Source organism: Clostridioides sp. ZZV14-6154, from assembly GCF_020657785.1.
In the GTDB taxonomy this organism is placed as follows: domain Bacteria; phylum Bacillota; class Clostridia; order Peptostreptococcales; family Peptostreptococcaceae; genus Clostridioides.
On sequence record NZ_JAGWCY010000001.1, the window covers coordinates 133,312 to 153,931 of the forward strand.

Annotated in this window: 15 protein-coding genes; all 15 read left to right on the forward strand. The window is 30.3% G+C overall.

The window, feature by feature from the left end; all coding sequences use genetic code 11:
• The first annotated feature begins 27 nt into the window (after positions 1-27).
• The 15 genes from KGF45_RS00585 (at position 28) to KGF45_RS00655 (ending at position 20,586) form a co-directional block, all read left to right on the forward strand.
• Entirely contained in the window at positions 28-1,962 is a 1,935-nt protein-coding gene (locus KGF45_RS00585) for an AAA family ATPase (protein ID WP_227841592.1), read from the forward strand.
• A complete protein-coding gene (locus tag KGF45_RS00590) occupies positions 1,955-3,223 on the forward strand; it encodes an McrC family protein (RefSeq protein WP_227841593.1) in 1,269 nt (422 codons plus the stop codon). Before KGF45_RS00585 ends, KGF45_RS00590 begins: the two co-directional genes overlap by 8 nt.
• Positions 3,224-3,558: 335 nt before the next feature.
• On the forward strand, positions 3,559-4,599 hold the full coding sequence (locus tag KGF45_RS00595; RefSeq protein WP_227829400.1) for a sigma-54 interaction domain-containing protein: 1,041 nt from the start codon (positions 3,559-3,561) through the stop codon (positions 4,597-4,599).
• A 354-nt stretch (positions 4,600-4,953) separates the two neighbouring features.
• Complete coding sequence (locus KGF45_RS00600) at positions 4,954-6,276, forward strand: uracil-xanthine permease family protein (protein ID WP_413840489.1); 1,323 nt, start codon at positions 4,954-4,956, stop codon at positions 6,274-6,276.
• A 295-nt stretch (positions 6,277-6,571) separates the two neighbouring features.
• Complete coding sequence (locus KGF45_RS00605) at positions 6,572-7,933, forward strand: uracil-xanthine permease family protein (protein WP_227434739.1); 1,362 nt, start codon at positions 6,572-6,574, stop codon at positions 7,931-7,933.
• A 73-nt stretch (positions 7,934-8,006) separates the two neighbouring features.
• Positions 8,007-9,401, forward strand: a complete 1,395-nt coding sequence (locus KGF45_RS00610) for an amidohydrolase (RefSeq protein WP_227840342.1) — start codon at positions 8,007-8,009, stop codon at positions 9,399-9,401.
• Between the two features lie 61 nt (positions 9,402-9,462).
• On the forward strand, positions 9,463-9,933 hold the full coding sequence (locus KGF45_RS00615; RefSeq protein WP_227434737.1) for a (2Fe-2S)-binding protein: 471 nt from the start codon (positions 9,463-9,465) through the stop codon (positions 9,931-9,933).
• A 2-nt stretch (positions 9,934-9,935) separates the two neighbouring features.
• Positions 9,936-12,152: a molybdopterin cofactor-binding domain-containing protein gene (locus KGF45_RS00620; protein ID WP_227841595.1), complete on the forward strand. Its 2,217-nt coding sequence runs from the start codon at positions 9,936-9,938 to the stop codon at positions 12,150-12,152.
• A 94-nt stretch (positions 12,153-12,246) separates the two neighbouring features.
• Positions 12,247-12,918, forward strand: a complete 672-nt coding sequence (locus tag KGF45_RS00625) for a flavodoxin family protein (RefSeq protein WP_003424384.1) — start codon at positions 12,247-12,249, stop codon at positions 12,916-12,918.
• Between the two features lie 125 nt (positions 12,919-13,043).
• Positions 13,044-13,976, forward strand: coding sequence for a hypothetical protein (locus tag KGF45_RS00630; protein WP_227841596.1), 933 nt, complete (start codon positions 13,044-13,046; stop codon positions 13,974-13,976).
• 610 nt (positions 13,977-14,586) lie between these two features.
• A complete protein-coding gene (gene dpaL, locus KGF45_RS00635) occupies positions 14,587-15,801 on the forward strand; it encodes a diaminopropionate ammonia-lyase (RefSeq protein ID WP_227829395.1) in 1,215 nt (404 codons plus the stop codon).
• A 138-nt stretch (positions 15,802-15,939) separates the two neighbouring features.
• Positions 15,940-17,127 (forward strand): YgeY family selenium metabolism-linked hydrolase, encoded by a 1,188-nt coding sequence (locus tag KGF45_RS00640; protein ID WP_227829394.1) that lies wholly within the window; start codon positions 15,940-15,942, stop codon positions 17,125-17,127.
• 139 nt (positions 17,128-17,266) lie between these two features.
• Positions 17,267-18,637: a dihydropyrimidinase gene (gene hydA / locus KGF45_RS00645; protein WP_227829393.1), complete on the forward strand. Its 1,371-nt coding sequence runs from the start codon at positions 17,267-17,269 to the stop codon at positions 18,635-18,637.
• A 17-nt stretch (positions 18,638-18,654) separates the two neighbouring features.
• Complete coding sequence (locus tag KGF45_RS00650) at positions 18,655-20,061, forward strand: amidohydrolase (protein WP_227829392.1); 1,407 nt, start codon at positions 18,655-18,657, stop codon at positions 20,059-20,061.
• Positions 20,062-20,139: 78 nt separating this feature from the next.
• Positions 20,140-20,586: a (2Fe-2S)-binding protein gene (locus tag KGF45_RS00655; RefSeq protein ID WP_227829391.1), complete on the forward strand. Its 447-nt coding sequence runs from the start codon at positions 20,140-20,142 to the stop codon at positions 20,584-20,586.
• The last annotated feature ends 34 nt before the right edge of the window (positions 20,587-20,620 follow it).

Below are 20,620 nucleotides of genomic sequence, written 5' to 3' on the forward strand. Positions count from 1 at the left end.
TGTATTTTAGATATTAAGGAGAAGTATATGTCTGAAAATATAAATGTTACAGAGTATTGGTTAATGGAAGAATTTTTTTATCAAGAGACAGATACACCACAAGTTTTTAAAGAAGAAAGCATAATTGCATTAGAATTTGATATAAAAATAAATTTAAAAAAAGTACTTAATATGGGAAAAAAATCCGAAAAATACATTAATGAGAACTGTAATGACAAAGATTTTATAAAAAAATTTATGTCAGTTAAAAAAGGAGATTATTTTCTATATAGGGCATATCAAAATGTAGAAGGAAAAATTAAGTATAGTGTCCTTATTGGTATTGTTGAAGAAAGTTTTGAAAATGGTTATGAATTAAGTCATATTTTGGGTCATACATTACCTATAAAATGGATGTACACATTTGATACAGTTTTAAATTGTAAAATATATACTAGTGAGTTTTATAAATTAAATAATGAAGATATAAATACATATTTAGACATTATTAAATTACAAGATAATAAATCATTAAAAAAAAGAATAGAAGAAAGTGACAATAATAAATGGTACCTAAAAAACTATTATTATATAGATGTAGATAAGTGTGTGGAGAATGAAGAACTATTTATTCAACCTACTAATTTAGAACAATTAGAAAACTTGAAAAATATAAATACAGATGATTATATTCTAGTATATAATAGCGAAAAAGTAATTTACGAAAATGACCATACAATGAAAAGCTTATTTGGTGTTTGTCAAGTTAAAGAAGGTTTTGATAAAGATAAAATAACTACTTCAGAAGGTGGATGTTTTTTACCTGTAGAATGGATAGAAAATGAAAAAGAGAATATTGATGGAAATGCATGGGTTATCTTTGAAAATAATAATTTAGTTGAAAAGTATATAAAAAGATATACTAATAAAATTTCGTTAAATACCATACTCTATGGTCCACCAGGGACTGGTAAAACATATAACGCAAAACAAATAGCTTATAACTTAATAAATGAAACTAGTTTAAAAAATAATGATTGTACAAGTTATGTAGATTATAAAAATAATGTAGAATTTTGTACTTTTCATCAATCATATGGATATGAAGAATTTATAGAAGGTCTCAAGTCTGATGGTGAAGGTAATTTTAAGCCAGAAGATGGTATATTGAAGGACATATTTATAGAAGCATGTTATGATGGGTTGAAACTTGAAAAGAAGTTAAATTTTGAGCTAGAAAAAGATACTTTAACTATAGAAGATATAAAGGCAAGAAAAAAGATGTTGGTGTTTGATAATATAGAAGATGTTGAGAACTTTAATTTTGAAGAATCAGAAAGATATGTTTTAATAATAGATGAAATCAATAGAGGGAATATCTCTAAAATATTTGGCGAATTAATAACATTATTAGAAGATGATAAAAGACTTACTAAATCAAATCAAACTATTGTCAAACTGCCATATTCAAAAGAAAAATTTTCCCTACCTCCAAATTTATATATAATTGGTACTATGAATACATCAGATAAATCCATAGCTCTTTTAGATATAGCTTTGAGAAGAAGATTTGATTTTGAAGAAATTATGCCAGACTATGAGTTACTGCCTGTTGTAGATGGAATAGATGTTAAAAATATGCTGTATACAATCAATAAGAGAATAGAGTTTTTATATGATAGAGACCATGTTATTGGACAGGCTTACTTACTAAATGTAGAAAATATTGATGATATAGTAGTCGTATTTAGAAAAAAAATAATACCACTTCTTCAAGAATATTTCTATTATGACTCAGAAAAAGTAGGACTTATTTTAGGTGGTATAGGTAAAAATGAAAAGGATAAATATATTGTTTATAAGGAAGAAATCACAGCATCTAAATTATTTAAAAATAATAATTCATCAATAATGGAAAGTAAAGTTAATTATTATATAAAACGAAATATATCTATTGAGGAGTTAAAAAATATATATGAGTAAAAATATATATGTAAAGGAAACTTATGAATGGATAAAAGTAGGTAATGGTGAAAATGAGCTCACAGAAACTGAATATGAAAAATTACTTAAATATTTGGATAATAATAATGATGTATTAAAGAGTAATATAATAGATATCAGATATAAAAAACTGAGATTCATAAATTATGTAGGAGTTATATGTTTTGAAAATGTAATATTGGAGATACTTCCAAAGCTGTCATTAAGTAATAATACTGTAAAAGATAGAGAAATGCTATTACAAATGCTTTCTACATGTAATAAGATTCCAATTATAATAAACGAAAATATAAAATCAAGTTTAAAAAATTATAATCTCATGAATTTTTTTGTTCTGTATTTTATTGAAAGTATGCAAATGCAAATTAAGAGAGGGATTTATTTTGAATATATAAATAAGATAGATAATTCAAATGTTGTAAAAGGTAAGATATTAATAAGTAAATATGCAAGAGAAAAAAATATATCTCCAATGAAAATAAAATGTGAATATGATGAGTATAGCGAAAATAATTTTTTGAATCAAGTTTTAAAAAAGGCATGTATGTCTATTTTATGTAGAATAGATGATAATTTAATTCAAAATAAGATAAAAAAAATTTTGAGTTATTTTTATAATGTAGATTTAGCTTATATAAATAGAGAAGAACTATTAGATTACAAATTTTATAAAAATAATGATAGATTTAAAGATTGTTACTCATTGGCCAAACTTATACTTTTAAATTTATCGATGGATAACAGCGAAAATAATCAAGATGCATTTTCTATATTATTTGAAATAAACATTTTATATGAAGAATATATAGGAAACTTAATAAAAAGTATATGGAATAATGAATTTAGAGAAACTTATATACAAGATAAAAGTAAGTTCCTTTTAAAAAATGAACAAACAGGAAAGAAAACTTTTAATTTAAGGCCCGATATAGTTTTATATGATTCAAAATATGAATCTGAAATCATAATTGATACAAAATGGAAAGCTATTGAAGTGGATTCAAATATTTTCTATAGGTCAAGTGATATATATCAGATGTATGCATATATAACATCGTATGAAAATGCAAAAAGATGTATATTATTATATCCTTGTATCAAAAAAGATAAAAATTACAGCTCATGGAAATTGTTGGAGTCATTTAAAGGTAAATTTATAGAAGCAAAAACTGTAAGATTGGATGACATAAAAAATACCATATCTGATTTGAAAAAAATAATTTTTAATTATAAATTTTAAAAATAAGAATAATAAAAATAATAAAAATACATTGTATAAAGTAATAAATAATTTTAAGCATGCAAGAACTATATAAAAGTAATAAATGAAAAGTTTTGGAAATTATTTTAGATATTAAATATGGCACTGCAATTGCTTATTTAATATAGAATGCTTGCAAAATAAAGAAAGTATACCTGTTAAATTAAAATTTAAGTAGGTATACTTTTTATTAAGCTTCATTTGAAAATTAAAATATTATTGTAAAATTATAACTAAGCTTTTCTGTTATGATATAATTAAATAGATAATTTGAATGATGATTATATATAATATTTATTTGGAGTTGATATTTTATGGATAAACACAGTGATTCAGTAATGTATGGTGGAATGGAAGTATACAATATTTGGGGAACAACAACAGTAGACTCTATAATTGGAGAATCTGATGTAATGCTTGCTCTTAAGAATAGAATTTGTAAAATTGGAAATAGTGATTCTACTGTAGCGATAACTGGAGAAAGTGGCACTGGAAAAGAGTTAATAGCAAGAGCCATTCATCTCGCAGGAAACAGAGGGAATAAAACATTCGTTGCTATAAACTGTGCTGCTATACCAGAACCCTTGCTAGAAAGTGAACTTTTTGGGTATACAAAAGGAGCTTTTAGTGGGGCAGATTCAAAAGGCAAAATTGGTAAATTTGAATTAGCTAATGGAGGAGTTGTATTTCTAGATGAGATAGGGGATATGCCAATTCAATTACAATCAAAGCTTTTGAGAGTGTTACAGGAAAAGAAGTTTACAAGAATAGGTTCAAATGAATTAATGGATATAGATGTTAGAATTATATCAGCTACTAATAGAGATTTATTTGAGTTGGTTAAAGAAAATAAATTTAGAGAAGACTTATATTATAGATTAAATGTAATACCTCTAGAAGTGCCTCCTCTTAGAGAAAGGGGAGATGATATACAAATATTAATAAATAATTTTATAGATAAATATTCAAGGAAAATGAAGAAAAATGTATACCATATAGAGCCAGATGTAGAACATATGCTACTTAAATATCCGTGGCCAGGAAATATAAGAGAATTAGAAAACACTATAGAATTAGCTCTAAATCTTCTTGAGGAAGATGGGATAATACATAAGGGTATAATAAATAGAAAGATACTTGAATATTTTAAGTTAAACAAAATAAATATAAAGTTGCTTGAGGAAAGTGACTATGAGATAAATATGGAACAAGATATACTTACCCTTGAAGAATTTGAGAGAGCATATATAAAAAAGGTATTAAAGTTTTATGGAAATGATACTAAATCTAAAAAGTTAGCTGCTAAAAAACTTGGAATATCGCTAGCAACATTGTATAGAAAGATAGATGTATAGTAATTATGCTTTTAATTCTCAATTCTAAAATTTGAAATTATAAAATTGATAAAAATCACTTGAAAAACTATTTTCCAAGTGATTTTTTTGTAATAAGATTTTATTATCCAAAAATAAAAAAAATTTAAAAGAATTTAAAAAAAGAAATGGTTTATCAAATTATCAAATACTAACAAATATAATAAAAATTATATATGTAAAACAATTTTGTTAAAATATTGGCATTATAATTGCTTCATATTAAATTAAGATGGCAAAATAAAAAAAGAAAGGATGTTGTGTGAGATAATAATAACTGTCATTAAAAAATAGTTGGGAGTGATAACCTTGAGTAAATATCAAAAAAGTGTTTCTATGTTTGATATTGATGGAAGGCCACCAATTTTAAAGTGTTTACCACTATCAATGCAACATATACTAGCGATGATAGTTGGAACTGTTACAGTACCTATAGTTGTTGGAGGAGCTGTGGGTGCTAGTGCTACACAAATAACACTTTTAGTGCAATATGCATTAATAATAGCTGGAATATCAACACTTATACAACTATATCCAATAGGAAATATTGGTTCAAGATTGCCTATAATTTTTGGAGTCGGCTTTACTTATGTGCCAACACTCGTAGCAGTCGGAGGAAGTTACGGACTAGCGAGCATCTTGGGTGCACAATTAATAGGGGGAGTAGCTACAGTATTAATAGGAATATTTATAAAAAAGATAAGAAAATTTTTTCCTAATATAGTTGCAGGAACAGTAGTTTTTACAATTGGATTATCTTTATATCCTATAGCAATAAATTATATGGCAGGTGGTGTAAATAGTCCTACTTATGGCTCTATGCAAAATTGGGCAGTAGCAGCTATAACACTAGTGGTAGTTATAGGTCTTAGCCAATTTGCAAAAGGGTATGCAAAATTGGCAGCAATATTTTTGGGAATTATAGTTGGATATTGTGTATCTTTAGTTTTGGGAATAATAAATTTTGACCCTATTAGAGAGGCAGCTTGGTTTGCTATACCTAAGCCACTTGAATTCGGATTGGAATTTGATATACCAGTAGTAATCTCTGTAGTAATTGTAAGTATAATCAATGCTGTTCAAGCAATTGGAGATTTGTCAGCTACTACAATGGGAGGTATGGATAGAAATATAACAGATAAAGAATTGTCAAGTGGAGTAATAGGAAGTGGAATTTGCACTATGATAGGCGCTTTGTTTGGAGGTTTACCACCATCATCATATAGTCAAAATGTAGGTATGGTAGCTATGAACAAAGTAATAAGTAGATTTGTACTTGGAATAGCTGGTATATTTATGTTATTATCGGGGTTTGTACCTAAGTTTGGTGCATTGATGACAACTATACCATACTCTGTTTTAGGAGGAGCTACAATATCTATATTCAGTATGATAACAATGACAGGTATAAAGTTAATTATTACAGAAGAATTGTCATCAAGGAATATTACTATTGTAGGTTTGGCAATAGCTTTAGGTATGGGAATAACATCAGTTCCAGCAGCACAGGAAGCATTTCCTCCATTTATAAAATTAGTATTTGGAGAATCTCCAATAGTAATTGCGACATTGGTTGCATTTGTTTTAAATCTAATAATACCAAATAAAAGTCTAGAAGATGAAGCTAAAGAAAGAGCTGTTATGGAAAAGGCTAATTAAAAAATGATAATTTAAAGGGGTTGTTTAAATTATCTTATTATGAGATTGTTAGATTACTTCAGATAGCTATTCATTTTAATAAGAAATTTAATAAAGAGTATACATCAGACATTTAATGTTTAGTCAAAAAGAAAATCGGGGAGGGTATATTTGCACGTTTGTTAATTTTTTATAAAAATAGCTCAGTTTAGCTGTGGTTATCGGTTGAGCAATAAATTCATGGTCATAAAAATATTTATAGAAAATAATTATAAAATATTTAGTCAAGATATTTATGTATGGGAGGATTTATTTTATGAAAACACGTAATACTTCAAAATATGATGTGGATGGGATACCACCACTAAAGGAATCGGTACCTTTAGCTTTACAACATTTGTTAGCAATGATAGTAGGAAATATGGTGCCTGCAATATTAATAGCAAACGTGGTAGGACTTAACCAGGGGCAAGCGACGATGTTGATTCAAGGTTCTATGTTAGCAGCAGGTTTGGCAACGTTTTTACAATTATATCCAATACCTTTATTTAAAGGATTTAAATTAGGTTCAAGATTACCTGTAATGATGGGAATGAGTTATGTATTTTTAGGAGCTTGTCTTTCTGTAGCAGCTAAAGATGGCTTAGCAGCTTTATTTGGAGCACAAATTGCTGCGGGGGTAATCGTATTCTTTGTAGGCTTTGCAGTTAAGAAAATTAGACATATATTCACTTCTATAGTTTCTGGAACTATAATAGCATGTATGGGACTTGGATTATTTGCAACAGCTATAAAGAATTTAGCAGGAGGAGAAGGTGCACAAACGTTTGGAAGTCCAATAAATTTTATAGTAGGAGTTATAGTTGCTTTTGTAATAATAATGATAAATAAGTATGGTAAAGGCTTAGTTAAAAACTCTTCAATATTAATTGGGATATTAGTAGGATATGCTATATCTTTAGTTTTAGGATTAGTTGATTTTTCTGCAGTTAAAGGTGCAGCTATAGTATCTTTACCAACACCAGCAGCTTTTGGATTGGAATTTAGACCAGAGTTAATAGTAATGTTTACTATTATTTACATAATAGGTATAGCTGATATGATGGGTGCGTGTACAATAGCAACAATAGGTGCAATGGACAGAGAGGTAACTGATGAAGAGTTATCATCAGTTGTTTTAGGAAACTCTGTAACTTCTATAATTTCATCACTATTTGCAGCTCTTCCAACTGGAGTATTCAGCCAAAACACAGTAATTGTATCTATGAATAAAGTTACAAGTAGATTCGTAATAGCATTAGGAGCACTTGTATTATTACTAGCAGGAATATCTCCAGCACTAGGAGCAATAATGACAACTATACCATCTTGTGTTGTTGGTGGAGCAACTTTAGTAGTATTTTCATCAATAGCGATGTCTGGTTTCTCTATTATGAGTATGGATGGTTTTACTGAAGAAAACAATCTTATAGCAGGAGTATCTATAGCAACAAGCATGGGTCTTACAACTGCTCCACAAGTTTTAGACCAATTTCCAGCGACAATTGGAACTGTTCTAGGAGGCTCAAGTATAGTTTCTGGAGCAATAATAGCTATATTACTTCAAACACTATTTAAACTAAAAGGAAGTAAGAAGGCTGAAAACGTTACTTCAAATCTTGAGGAAAATATTGGATAAATGTATTAGATATGATATGAGAAAGCTATGTGATAAAATGTTGTAATGAAAGTATAAATAAGGGGGATTTAAGATGATTGATATACTAATAAAGAATGCAATAGTTGTTACAGTTAATAAAAATAGAGAAGTTATATTTGATGGAGCAATAGCTATTCAAGGTGACAGAATCTTAGATATAGGAAATACAGCTGATGTTGAGGTGAAGTATCCTGACGTTAAAAAAGTTATAGATGCTAAAGGAAAAGTGATATTCCCTGGATTTATAAACACTCATAATCATTTATTCCAAGTATTATTAAAAGGTCTAGGAGACGACATGGCACTTCATGAATGGTTAAACACAATGATGTTTCCATCAGCAAAATTCTTAACAGAACAAGATACTTATGATGCTGCAATGCTTGGATGTATGGAAGGTTTAAAAAGTGGTATAACTACAATGGTTGATTATATGCATACACATAATAGACCAGGACTTACAGATGGAATAGTAAAAGCATATAAAGACTTAGGTATAAGAGGAGTAGTGGGTAGAGGCTGTATAGATTTAGGTATTCACAAAGAGCTTATAGAAGATGTGGAAACGGTTGAAAAAGATTTGAGAAGAGTATTTGAAAAATATCACAATTCAGAAAATGGAAGAATAAAAATTTGTGTAGCACCTTCTTCAATGTGGGCTATATCTGAAGAAATGGGTAAAATGCTTTGGAATATAGTCAAAGAGTATGATTCATACTTCACGGTTCATATTTCTGAAACTGAATTTGCAAGAACAGCAACAAAAGATATACATGGGGAAATAGATATAAAATTACTTGAAAAATGGGGAATAGTAGGCCCAGAAGTTGTAGCAGTGCATTGTGTATGTATAACTGATGAGGACATGGAAATGCTTAAAAAGTACGATATAAAAGTTTCTCATAACGTTGCAAGTAATATGTATCTTGCTTCTGGAGTTGCACCTGTTCCAGAAATGTTAAAGAAAGGGATAAATGTAAGCTTAGGTCTTGATGGTGCAGCAAGTAACAATGCACAAGATATGGTAGAGCTTATGAAATTAACAGCTTTGCAACATAAAGTAAACAACTGCGACCCTCTTGCAATTTCTGCAGAAAAAGTTCTTGAAATGGCTACAATTGAGGGGGCAAGAACTCTTAGAATGGAAGATGAAATAGGTTCTTTAGAGGTAGGAAAAAAAGCTGATTTAGTAATATTTAACTCAATGCTTTCTCCAAAATCAATACCTCTTCACAATCCTGTATCAACTTTGGTATACTCAGCTAGTATGCACAATGTAGAAAGTGTTTTAGTTGATGGAAATATAATACTTGAAAATGGTAGAGTAACTACAATTGAAAGTGAAGAACAAGTCTTATTGAATGCTCAGCATGCAGCAGAAGAATTATGTAAAAGAGCTAATGTAACTAATAGAATGGAAGGACATAAGTGGAATAGCTTATACTAATATGAAAATAAGCTTGTAATAATATTCTATTACAACATTAGTTTATCTGTAGGAGGAGAAAATGGAAAAAATAAAATTAAATATTAATGATTACATGTATGAAGTAGAAGTTGAAAAGAATGAAACTCTTTTGCATGTACTTCGTGAAAAATTAAATCTAACTGGAGCGAAACAAGGTTGTAATAGTGGCAGTTGTGGAGCATGTAAAGTTTTGATAGATGGAGTAGATATAAAATCTTGTAAACTTCTTGCAAGGAACTGTGAAGATAAAGTTATATACACTATAGAAAGTTTTGCTAATGGAGAAAATCTTCATCCGATACAAGAAGCTTTTATAGAAGTTGGAGCTGTACAATGTGGATATTGTACTCCTGGCATGATTATAACTACACAAGCTCTTTTAAATAGAAATTCATCTCCTAGTGAAGATGAAATTAGAGAGGCTTTTAAAGAAAATCTCTGTAGATGCACAGGATATATAAAAATTATAGAAGCTGTAAAATTATCTGCAGCTAGATTAGGAGGTAGATAGTTATGGAAAAAATCATAGGAAAATCATACCCTCTAAAAGATGCAGCTTTAAAAGTTACTGGTCAAATGAAGTATGTAGCGGACATGAAACCTCAAAATGCACTTCATGCTAAAATGCTTTTAAGTCCTGTAGCACATGCAAAAATAAAAAGTATAGATACAAGTGAAGCTGAGAAAATCGTTGGAGTTAGAGCCATAGCTACTCATCTTAATACATCACAGAGAAAATATAATGGCTCTTTACGATTTTATGAACATAATATACCTGAAAATGAAGTTATTTTTTCAGATACAGTTAGATTTGTAGGTGACCGTGTAGCAGCAGTTGCAGCAGAGACACCAGAAATAGCAGAAAAAGCTGTAAAACTTATAAAAGTGGAATATGAAGAATTACCAGCTGTATTTACTATACAAGATGCAATAAAAGAAGATGCTATATGTATACATGGAGATTCAAACATGGTTTCTCAAAATAATATAAATGGTGGAGATGTAGAAAAAGGTTTTAAAGAATGTGACTACATCTTTGAAGACGAATACTCTACTCCTGCTATACATCATAGTGCAATAGAAACTCACAGTGTAATTGCACACTATGATTATAATGATAAATTAATTGTACATACACCTTGCCAAAACACATTTGGTTTCAGAATAATATTATCTCAAATTTTTGGGATGTCATTAAATAAGATAAGAGTTATAAGACCTGCTATTGGAGGTTCATTTGGTGGAAAACTAGAAATGACAATTGAGCCAGTAGCAGCAGCATTGTCAAAAATGACGAGAAGACCAGTTAAAATGGTTCTTACAAGAAAAGAGTCTATGATATCAACAAGAACTCGTCATGGGTCTTTTGTAAAACTAAAAACTGGTGTAAATAAAGATGGAGAAGTAATAGCACAGGAGATAAAAATATATACAAATACAGGTGCATATGCATCAAGTGCTTTAAATGTTATAGGCGCACTTAGCCATAAAGTGTTTAAAGTCTATAAAATACCAAATATAAAATTTACTGGAATACCAGTATATACAAATACACCAATAGCAGGAGCCATGAGAGGTTATGGTTCACCTCAAATATTTATGGCTCAACAAGCTCAATTTGCAAAAATAGCTAAGAAAATAGGTATGGATTTAGTAGATTTTCAAAATAAGAATGCTGTAGAACCAGATGATGTTGATATAATCTTCCACGGTTCTCTTGGAAATCCTAGAGTTCTTGACTGTATTGAACAAGGTAAAAAAATGTTTAAATGGGATGAGAAGAAAGCTCTTCCAAAAGAAGAAGGAAATTATTTAAGGGGTATAGGTATGGCAATAGGTGCACATGGTAATGGAGTTTTTGGTGCACATAGAGATGTTGTCACATTGACTCTTAAATTAAATGAAGATGGCACATTAACACTACTTACAGGAGCACATGATATGGGTAATGGTGTTGTAACTATGCAAACAATGATGGTAGCTGAAGTTTTGGGAATAACTCCTGATAAAGTTGATACTTTTGAAACAGACACTGATGCATGTACATTTAATCTTGGAGATTATGCAAGTAGAGGTGTATTTGTAGAAGGTGGAGGAGCTAAAAAGACAGCAGAAAAATTAAAGACTTTAATACTGGAAGAAGCAGAAAAATTACTTGAAACTTCAAAAGAAGAGTTATATCTAGATAATGGATATGTAATCAGTAAACTTGATGAAAATATTAAAGCATCATTATCTGATGTTGCAGTATATAGTCAAAGTAAGTCTTTGAGAGAATTGACAGTTGTTGAGGATTATTCTTCTCCGGCAGGTCTTACTTCTTATGGTGTACATTTTGTTGAAGTTTTAGTAGATAAAGAAACTAAAGATGTAAAAGTAGTCGATTTTGTAGCCGTACATGATGTTGGTAGAGTTATAAATCCTCTAAATTTAGAAGGTCAATTAGAAGGCGGAATTCATATGGGGTTAGGTTATGCGTTAAGTGAAGAGTTAGCCTTTGATGAGCAAGGAAGACCTAAAGTTACTGATTTTAAAAATTATAAATTATTTAGAACTGTCGATATGCCAAAGTGTCAAGTTGCATTTGTAAATAGTTATGAAAAAGCTGGACCATTTGGTGGTAAGAGTATTGGTGAATGTGCTGTTGTACCAGTTGCACCTGCTGTGGCAAATGCAGTATATGATGCAACTAATGTAGAGATACATTCATTGCCAATAAAATTAAAATAATAAAGCTTAAAATAAAAATTCAAATTTAAAATGAAACTTTATTAAAATTATAGAAAGCAATAAAAATAGATTTATTTGATGAGGAGATATTGTTATGGCAAAGATATTAGGTATTTGTGGAAGTCCACGTAAAGGAGCAACAGAATATGCAGTATTAGAAGCTTTGAAAGAAGCTGAAACTATACCTGGTATAGAGACTGAGTACTGGTCAGTTAGAGGAAAAAAAATAAGTCCTTGTGTACATTGTGATGCATGTATAAGAAAAGAAACTATGTGTATCATAAAAGATGACATACAAGAATTAGAGCAAAAAATATTAGAAGCGGATGGAATTATAGTGGGTTCTCCAGTGTATGATATGAATATAACTGCTCAACTTACAGCAGTATTTAATAGACTTCGTCCTATGTATTTAGTTCATCCAGGAAAGCTTCAAAATAAAGTTGGAGCAGCTATAACTACTGGTGGAACTAGATATGGTGGTCAAGAATTAACAAAACTTCCTATAATAAATTTCTTCTTAATGCATGAAATGTTAGTATCTGGAGGATTAGGTGGATGCTATATAGGCGGTACAATATGGAGTAAAGATGGAAAAGCAAAAGGAGCTCAAGAAGACGAAACAGGTATGGACACAGTAAAAAGACTTGGAAAAGGTGCTGCAGAAGCAGTAATGGTTTCTAAGTTTGGTCTTGAAAAATGGAATGTTGTAAAAGAAGAATTAGATGTTAAAAAAGATGAAAAATCCCCTCTTAGAGACCATTAAAAAGAGTTTACCAATCTCTTTGGACTTGACATTCATATAAGCTAGTTTTAACCTATAAAGGTACACCATTGGAGTACTAAAATAAATTGGTTTGAGATGTAATGGCCTAAAAGGATGGTAAGAATATGAAAAAAATAGTTGTTCCAATTATTATATTGTGTTCGGTTATGTTAAGTGCGTGTAATGATAAAACATCACAAAAATTAAGTAGTAACTCTGATTTTGATGGGACGGTATTGGAAGTTAATGCTGATGGAAATATGAACAATAGTGATTCTGTTGAACTTGGTGTGCCTCTGTCCTCTTTGTCACCATATGAGGAGCCTGCAAAAGTAGCCATCAAAGAACAATTGGGAGTGAAAGTTCCAGGAGAGGCTAAAATTACTTCCTCGAGTTTTGACAAAACAGATTCTTCTTTAATCTTTACTTGGACAGTCAAGGGAAAAAACGAATACACAGATTACTATTCCGTATCATTTGATAATGTCAACATTAAAAAAGGAACAGGAGACGTGATTTATGTACGTTCACAAGGAGTGGCAGCATCTATGTTAACTGAAAAATTGACTGTATCTGCTATAAATTCGTTTTCAAATATGCTTAATACACATATACCAGAAGGGAGCAAACTTGTTGTTGATATATCAGCATATGATGGTGAGCGTTCTGTTTCTTTTAACTGGTGGGAACCTAAACAAGATATGAAAGCAACTGTTGCTAAATATTGTGCTGGCTATGAACAGGTAAACTCTAATTATAGTGATGCTACCTTGGTGCTACTTGAGACAGTTGAGGAAGAAAACTTGCTTAATAAAGGGAAATACACTGATAATGAAATACAAGAAATGAGAAAATCTGCAGAAGCATTTACTTTTTCAAAAAAAATAAAGACATCTGGATATGCCAGATATAAAATTGAAACTCCAGGAGAAAGAGGAAATGTAGCATTTTACTTTAATTTGAAAAATAATAAGTATAAATCTGCAATCATTTATGTAAATGCTAAAGGTAAAATTGTTGGTTTTGCTTTATCAGCAAATACTGCAACTGAAAACTAAGTTGATACAGTTACAGAAGGTCAGCTATTTATTCAGATTGCTGTCTTATTCTAACTTAGCTTTATAAAACGAGTTTATAAAAAGTTTTGGTGTAGTGTTAGAAAGAGAACATAAATGCCCATAATGTTTAGGTTTGTGATATATCATAAGTACTTATATACATACGAGTCGAATTTTTACTATTTACTCAGTAAAAGTGGGTGTCTCAAAATGAACTTTTTAGTTCATGAGACACCCTTTTTTGTATGAAATCAAATATATTTTCATCATTTCAACAATGAAAAAGAAGCTTATATCTATTTTGAGACAGCTCCTTTTATGTATTTTGTTAAAATTTCTATGTCAAAAAATACATAAGGAATACATTTTAAGTATTAATTTTTAAATTTTAAAAATGAGAATTAAAAAGTGAGAAGATAAAAAAGGTTTTTTTATTATCAAATTCTATATACATTAGATAATCCAATAGATAAAGGTAAAAAAAGTTGAAAGTATTGCAAATTCTATGCTAAATAGCTATAGAAAAATATTCGATATATGTTAAGTGTTGGCATGTTAATTGCTAATATATAGAGTATAAAAATTTAACAATAATTTGGAGGTATTTTAGATGCTAAAAGAAATTAAATGGAAAGTAAACAATCTGCCAAAGGGCGATAAGGAAAATTGTATCAAATTTTTAAATGAAGAAGAAATAACTAAGGTTAGAAACTTCCATAAAAGCTTTCCTCAATATAAAGAAACTCCATTAGCAAACCTAGAAGGTTTAGCAAAAAAATTAGGTGTTGCAGGAGTATATGTAAAGGATGAATCTTACAGATTTGGATTAAATGCATTTAAAGTTTTGGGTGGTTCTTACTCTATGGGTAAATACTTAGCTCAAAGATTAGATACAGATATATCAGAGTTAGGATATGAAAAATTAATTTCAAAAGAAATAAAAGAACAATTAGGAGAAATAACTTTCTTTACAGCTACAGATGGAAATCATGGTAGAGGAGTTGCTTGGACAGCTAATAAATTAGGTCAGAAATCTGTTGTATTAATGCCAAAAGGTTCTTCTGAATTTAGATTAAATAAAATCAAGGGAGAAGGTGCAGATGCTAGTATAACAGACCTAAATTATGATGATGCAGTAAGATTAGCTAATGATTATGCAGAAGCTGATGACCATGGTGTAATGGTTCAAGATACAGCATGGGACGGATATGAAGAAATACCAGCATGGATAATGCAAGGATATGGAACTATGGCTCAAGAAGCTATAGAACAATTAAAAGAATATGGAGTAGATAGACCAACACATGTATTTGTGCAAGCAGGAGTTGGTTCACTTGCTGGTGCAGTTCAAGGATATGTTGCTTCAATATATGACGAATGCCCGATAACAGTAGTAGTAGAAGCTGATGAGGCAGATTGTTACTATAAATCAGCAGAAGCAGGAGATGGAAAACCAAGATTTGTAGGTGGAGATATGCCAACTATAATGGCAGGTCTTGCTTGTGGGGAACCAAATACTATAGGATTTGAAGTATTAAAAAATCATGCAGCAGCATTCGTTTCAGCACCAGACTGGGTTTCTGCTAAAGGTATGAGAACATTGGGAAATCCTTTAAATGGTGATGAAAAAGTAATCTCTGGAGAATCTGGAGCAGTTACAACTGGTCTTTTAATAGCAGCTATGGAAAGAGAAGATTTAGCTGACTTAAGAAGAGATTTAAAGTTGGATGAAAATTCAAGAATACTTTTAATAAGTACAGAAGGAGATACTGACCCTGATAAATACAGAAGTATAGTTTGGGATGGAGAGTATCCAAGTATATAGACGATTATTAAAATATTATATTCATCAAATAACAATTTACATATTAAAAAGACATATAAGTTCTAAAATTTAGAAATTATATAAATTATAAAGACTTAAATTAAAATATATATTTATAAAATCTAGGGGGATAACGAAATGCTAAATGAACAAAGAAAACAAGAAGTAACTGAGATATGTCAAAAATTAATCCAAAATCCTAGCTCTTCTGGAAATGAAGAAGGGGTTGTAAAAGCAATAGAAGAATCTTTTGAAAAATTAGGTTTTGATAGCTGGTCAAGAGATAGATATGGAAATATAGTGGGATGCATAAAAGGAAATAGACCAGGTAAAAAGATATTATTTGATGGTCATATAGACACAGTTCCAGTTCCAGATGCAAGTAAATGGAGTGTTCCTCCTTTTGAAGGAAAAATCGTAGATGGAAAGATATATGGTAGAGGAACTTCTGATATGAAAGGTCAGTATACTGCAATGATGTCTGCTGTAGCGTATTTTGCTAAAGACACTAATAAAGATTTTGCTGGAGAACTATATGTAGCAGGAGTTGTTCATGAAGAAATATTTGAAGGAGTTTCAGCTAGAGAAATAAGTAAAGCTGTTAAACCTGATTATGTTGTAATAGGAGAATCTTCAGAATTAAACTTAAAGATTGGTCAAAGAGGTAGAGGAGAAATAGTTGTAGAGACTTTTGGTAAACCAGCTCACTCTGCTAATCCAGAAAAAGGTGTAAATGCAGTTTATAAAATGGCTAATGTAATTCAAAAAATACAACAATTAGTACCTCCAACTCATCCAGTGTTAGGTGATGGAATATTAGTTTTAACAGATATAAAATCTTCTCCATATCCAGGAGCATCAGTAGTGCCAGATTACTGTAAAGCTACTTTTGATAGAAGATTATTGGTTGGAGAAACAAGAGAAGGAGTACTAGCTCCAATACAAGCATTATTAGATGAAATGATGAAAGAAGACTCAGAATTAAATGCAAAAGTTTCTTATGCATCTGAAAAAGCTGACTGTTATACAGGAAATACTATAGAAAGTGAAAGATTCTTCCCAGGTTGGTTATATGATGAAAATGATGAATTTGTTCAAGCAGCATACAAAGGATTAAAAGAAGCTGGAATAGATTCAGAAATAACTCAATACTCATTCTGTACGAACGGAAGCCATTATGCAGGTGAGGCTGGAATAAAAACTATAGGATTTGGTCCTTCTAAAGAAAATCTTGCTCATACAATAGATGAGTACATAGAACAAGAACAATTATTTATAGGAACAGAAGGTTACTATGGAATATTAAAATCTGTATATGGAAAATAATATTTAGTTCACAATAAATTATTTAAATATAGTCTAGAGGTGCTAAATATAGCACCTTTGGCAAACATAAAGTTATGTAAATAATATAAAATTAAAATACTAAGAGAATTTACTAGAGCTTAAAAGTTAGGAGGTATATATGGGAACAATACTAAGAGGTGGAACTATAATTACCTCTGATAAAACTTATATAAGTGATTTAAGAATAGAAGATGAAAAGATAATTGAAATAGGAAATAATTTAGAAATAAATAATGATAAAGTAATTGATGCTACAGGGAGACTTATAATTCCTGGAGGTATAGATACACATACTCACTTTGATATGAATGCAGGCTCTATAACTACTGCTGATAACTTTAAAACAGGAACAAGAGCGGCTATAGCTGGAGGGACTACTACTATACTAGACTTTGCAGAATCAAGTGAAGGAGAAAATCTAATACAGGGTATAAAAACATATCATAAAAAAGCAAGTGGAAATTGTTATTGTGACTATGGGTTTCACATGACAATCACATGCTTAGATAAAGATACATTTACGCACATGGAAAAGCTTATTTCAGATGGAATAGTATCCTTTAAAATGTATATGGCATATGAAGGTATGAAAGTAGATGATGGAACAATATACAAAGTACTAAAGGAAGCTAAAAACCTAGGTTGTATAGTTGAATTTCATTGTGAGAATGGAGATTTATTGGATGCATTAATAGAAGAACGTTTACAAAATGGAGATTTAGAAACTAAATATCATCCACTTACAAGACCAAACATAGTTGAGAAAGAGGCTGTTTCAAGACTTGCTGATATAACTGAATTGTCAAACTCAAAATCATATGTAGTTCACCTAAGTTGTAAAGAGTCACTAGAAATTGTAAAGATAGCTAGACAAAAAAGTGTAGATATGATAGTAGAAACATGTCCGCAATATCTATTATTAGAAGACAGTTTATACAATAAGGATGAGTTTGAGGCAGCTAAATATGTAATGTCTCCTCCACTTAGAAAAAAAGAAGATATAGATTTTCTTTGGAAAGGCTTGTCTGAGGGCGATATTCAGACCGTGGGTACAGACCATTGTTCATTTAATTTTAAAGGTCAAAAAGATTTGGGAATTGATAATTTTAGTAAAATACCAAATGGAGCACCAGGTGTTGAACATAGGTTATCTCTTTTATATACATATGGGGTTTTGGAAAATAGAATAAGTGTAAATAAATTTGTAGAAGTTACTTCCACAAATGCTGCTAAAATATTTGGGATGTATCCTAAAAAAGGTGAAATAGCTGTAGGAAGTGATGCAGATATAGTGATTTTAAATACAGATAAAGAAGAAATAATCAGTTATAAGAATCAAAAACAAAATGTAGATTATACTCCATATGAGGGAGTTAAGGTCAAATGTAAAGTTGAAGATGTTTTTTTAAGAGGAAAGCATATAGTACAAAGTTGTAATATCGTGGAGCAACCAACAGGTCAATATATTAAAAGAAAAATTACTAAATAATGCGGGGGGAAATAAGAATGATAGATATACTTATTAAGAATGCCATAATAGTAACTGTAAACAAAGAGAGAGAAGTTATTTTTGATGGGGCATTAGTAGTAAAAGATAACAAGATTGCAGATATTGGGAATTCTAAAGAAATAGAAAGTAAGTACACTGATGTTAAAAAGGTAATAGATGCTAAAGGCAAAGTCCTATTCCCAGGTTTTATAAATACACATAATCATTTATTCCAAACTTTATTAAAAGGGTTAGGAGATGATATGGTACTTAAAGATTGGCTAGAAACTATGACATTTCCAGCAGCCAATTATTTAGAGCCAAAGGACACTTATGATGCTGCAATGCTTGGCTGTGTGGAAGGTCTTAGAAGTGGTATAACAACAATGGTTGACTATATGTACCCTCACAGTAAACAAGGTCTTTGTGATGGAATAATAGATGCTTATAAAGAATTAGGAATAAGAGGAATACTTGGAAGAGGATGTATGAATACAGGTGCTCAATTTGGAGTTCATCCTGGAATAATGCAAGATGTAGAAACGGTTGAAAAAGATGTAAGAAGATTGTTTGAAAAACACCACAATACAGAGAATGGAAGAATCAAAATAGGAGTAGCTCCAGCAGCAATATGGTCAAATTCTCAAGAAATGCTTGAGATGCTATGGAGAGTAGTAAAAGAATATGATGATGCTTTATTTACAGTACATATATCAGAAACTCCTTTTGATAGAGAAGCAGCAAAAGAATTGCATGGGCAATATGACATAGATGTTTTAAAGAAATTAGGAATACTTGGACCAAATGTGCTTATGGTACATTGTGTATATTTAACTGAAGAGGATATGGAACTTACTAAAAAATATGACATGAAGGTATCTCATAACACAGCAAGTAATATGTATTTATCTTCAGGAGTTGCACCAGTACCAGAAATGCTTAAAAAAGGAATAACAGTTAGCTTAGGCGTAGATGGAGCTGCTAGCAATAACTCTCAAGATATGCTTGAACTTATGAAATTAACAGCACTTCAACATAAAGTTAATAAATGTGACCCATTAGCAATGTCAGCAGAAAAAGTTCTTGAACTAGCGACTATAGATGGAGCAAGAGCTATTGGAATGGAAGATGAGATAGGTTCATTAGAGATTGGTAAAAAAGCAGATTTACTAATATTTAATCCAATGCTTTCACCAAAAGCAATACCTATGCATAATCCGGTGTCTACATTAGTATATTCTTCTAGCATGAAAAATATAGAGAGTGTTATAGTGGATGGAAATATAATAATGGAAGACTCAAAAATATTAACAACTAATGAAGAAAAAGTATTAAAAGATGCTCAAGATACAGCTGAGAGACTTTGTGTAAGAGGAGCTATAAAGAATAGAATGGAAGGTCATAAATGGAATAACCTTTATTAATAAATATAATATTATTCTTAAATAAATTAAGTGTAGTATAGACTTTAACTTAAAAATATTAGTTTTGAGGTGATTTATTTGATTATCAAATGTACCATAAATAATAAAGAAAAAGAATTGAATATAAGACCAGATGATTTTTTAGCAGATACATTAAGGGAAAATGGATATGTAAGTGTTAAAAAAGGATGTGATACTGGCTCATGTGGTCTATGTACAGTAATGGTAAATGACAAAGCTGTGTTGTCTTGTAATTATCTTACTGCTAGAGTAGAGGGACAACGTATTACAACACTTGAAGGCGTAGTAGATGAAGCTAAGAAATTTGGGGATTTTCTTGCGGATGAAGGAGCTGACCAATGTGGATTTTGTGCTCCTGGATTTATAATGATGGTTTTAGCAATGAAAAGAGAACTTCAAAATCCAACAGAAGAAGAAGTTATAGATTATGTAAATGGAAATCTTTGTAGATGTACAGGATATAAAGGTCAACTAAGAGCAATACATAAATATTTGAACACTTAAACTTTTTAAGTGAAAATTAAATTGATATGGGGAG

Bases quoted from the DNA above. Each gene is read 5' to 3' on its own strand.
- KGF45_RS00630 (WP_227841596.1), top strand. From the start codon at position 13,044: ATGAAAAAAATAGTTGTTCCAATTATTATATTGTGTTCGGTTATGTTA.
- KGF45_RS00585 (WP_227841592.1), top strand. From the start codon at position 28: ATGTCTGAAAATATAAATGTTACAGAGTATTGGTTAATGGAAGAATTT.
- KGF45_RS00600 (WP_413840489.1), top strand. From the start codon at position 4,954: ATGTTTGATATTGATGGAAGGCCACCAATTTTAAAGTGTTTACCACTA.
- KGF45_RS00590 (WP_227841593.1), top strand. From the start codon at position 1,955: ATGAGTAAAAATATATATGTAAAGGAAACTTATGAATGGATAAAAGTA.
- KGF45_RS00595 (WP_227829400.1), top strand. From the start codon at position 3,559: ATGGATAAACACAGTGATTCAGTAATGTATGGTGGAATGGAAGTATAC.
- KGF45_RS00615 (WP_227434737.1), top strand. From the start codon at position 9,463: ATGGAAAAAATAAAATTAAATATTAATGATTACATGTATGAAGTAGAA.
- KGF45_RS00625 (WP_003424384.1), top strand. From the start codon at position 12,247: ATGGCAAAGATATTAGGTATTTGTGGAAGTCCACGTAAAGGAGCAACA.
- KGF45_RS00605 (WP_227434739.1), top strand. From the start codon at position 6,572: ATGAAAACACGTAATACTTCAAAATATGATGTGGATGGGATACCACCA.
- KGF45_RS00610 (WP_227840342.1), top strand. From the start codon at position 8,007: ATGATTGATATACTAATAAAGAATGCAATAGTTGTTACAGTTAATAAA.
- KGF45_RS00650 (WP_227829392.1), top strand. From the start codon at position 18,655: ATGATAGATATACTTATTAAGAATGCCATAATAGTAACTGTAAACAAA.
- hydA (WP_227829393.1), top strand. From the start codon at position 17,267: ATGGGAACAATACTAAGAGGTGGAACTATAATTACCTCTGATAAAACT.
- KGF45_RS00620 (WP_227841595.1), top strand. From the start codon at position 9,936: ATGGAAAAAATCATAGGAAAATCATACCCTCTAAAAGATGCAGCTTTA.
- dpaL (WP_227829395.1), top strand. From the start codon at position 14,587: ATGCTAAAAGAAATTAAATGGAAAGTAAACAATCTGCCAAAGGGCGAT.
- KGF45_RS00640 (WP_227829394.1), top strand. From the start codon at position 15,940: ATGCTAAATGAACAAAGAAAACAAGAAGTAACTGAGATATGTCAAAAA.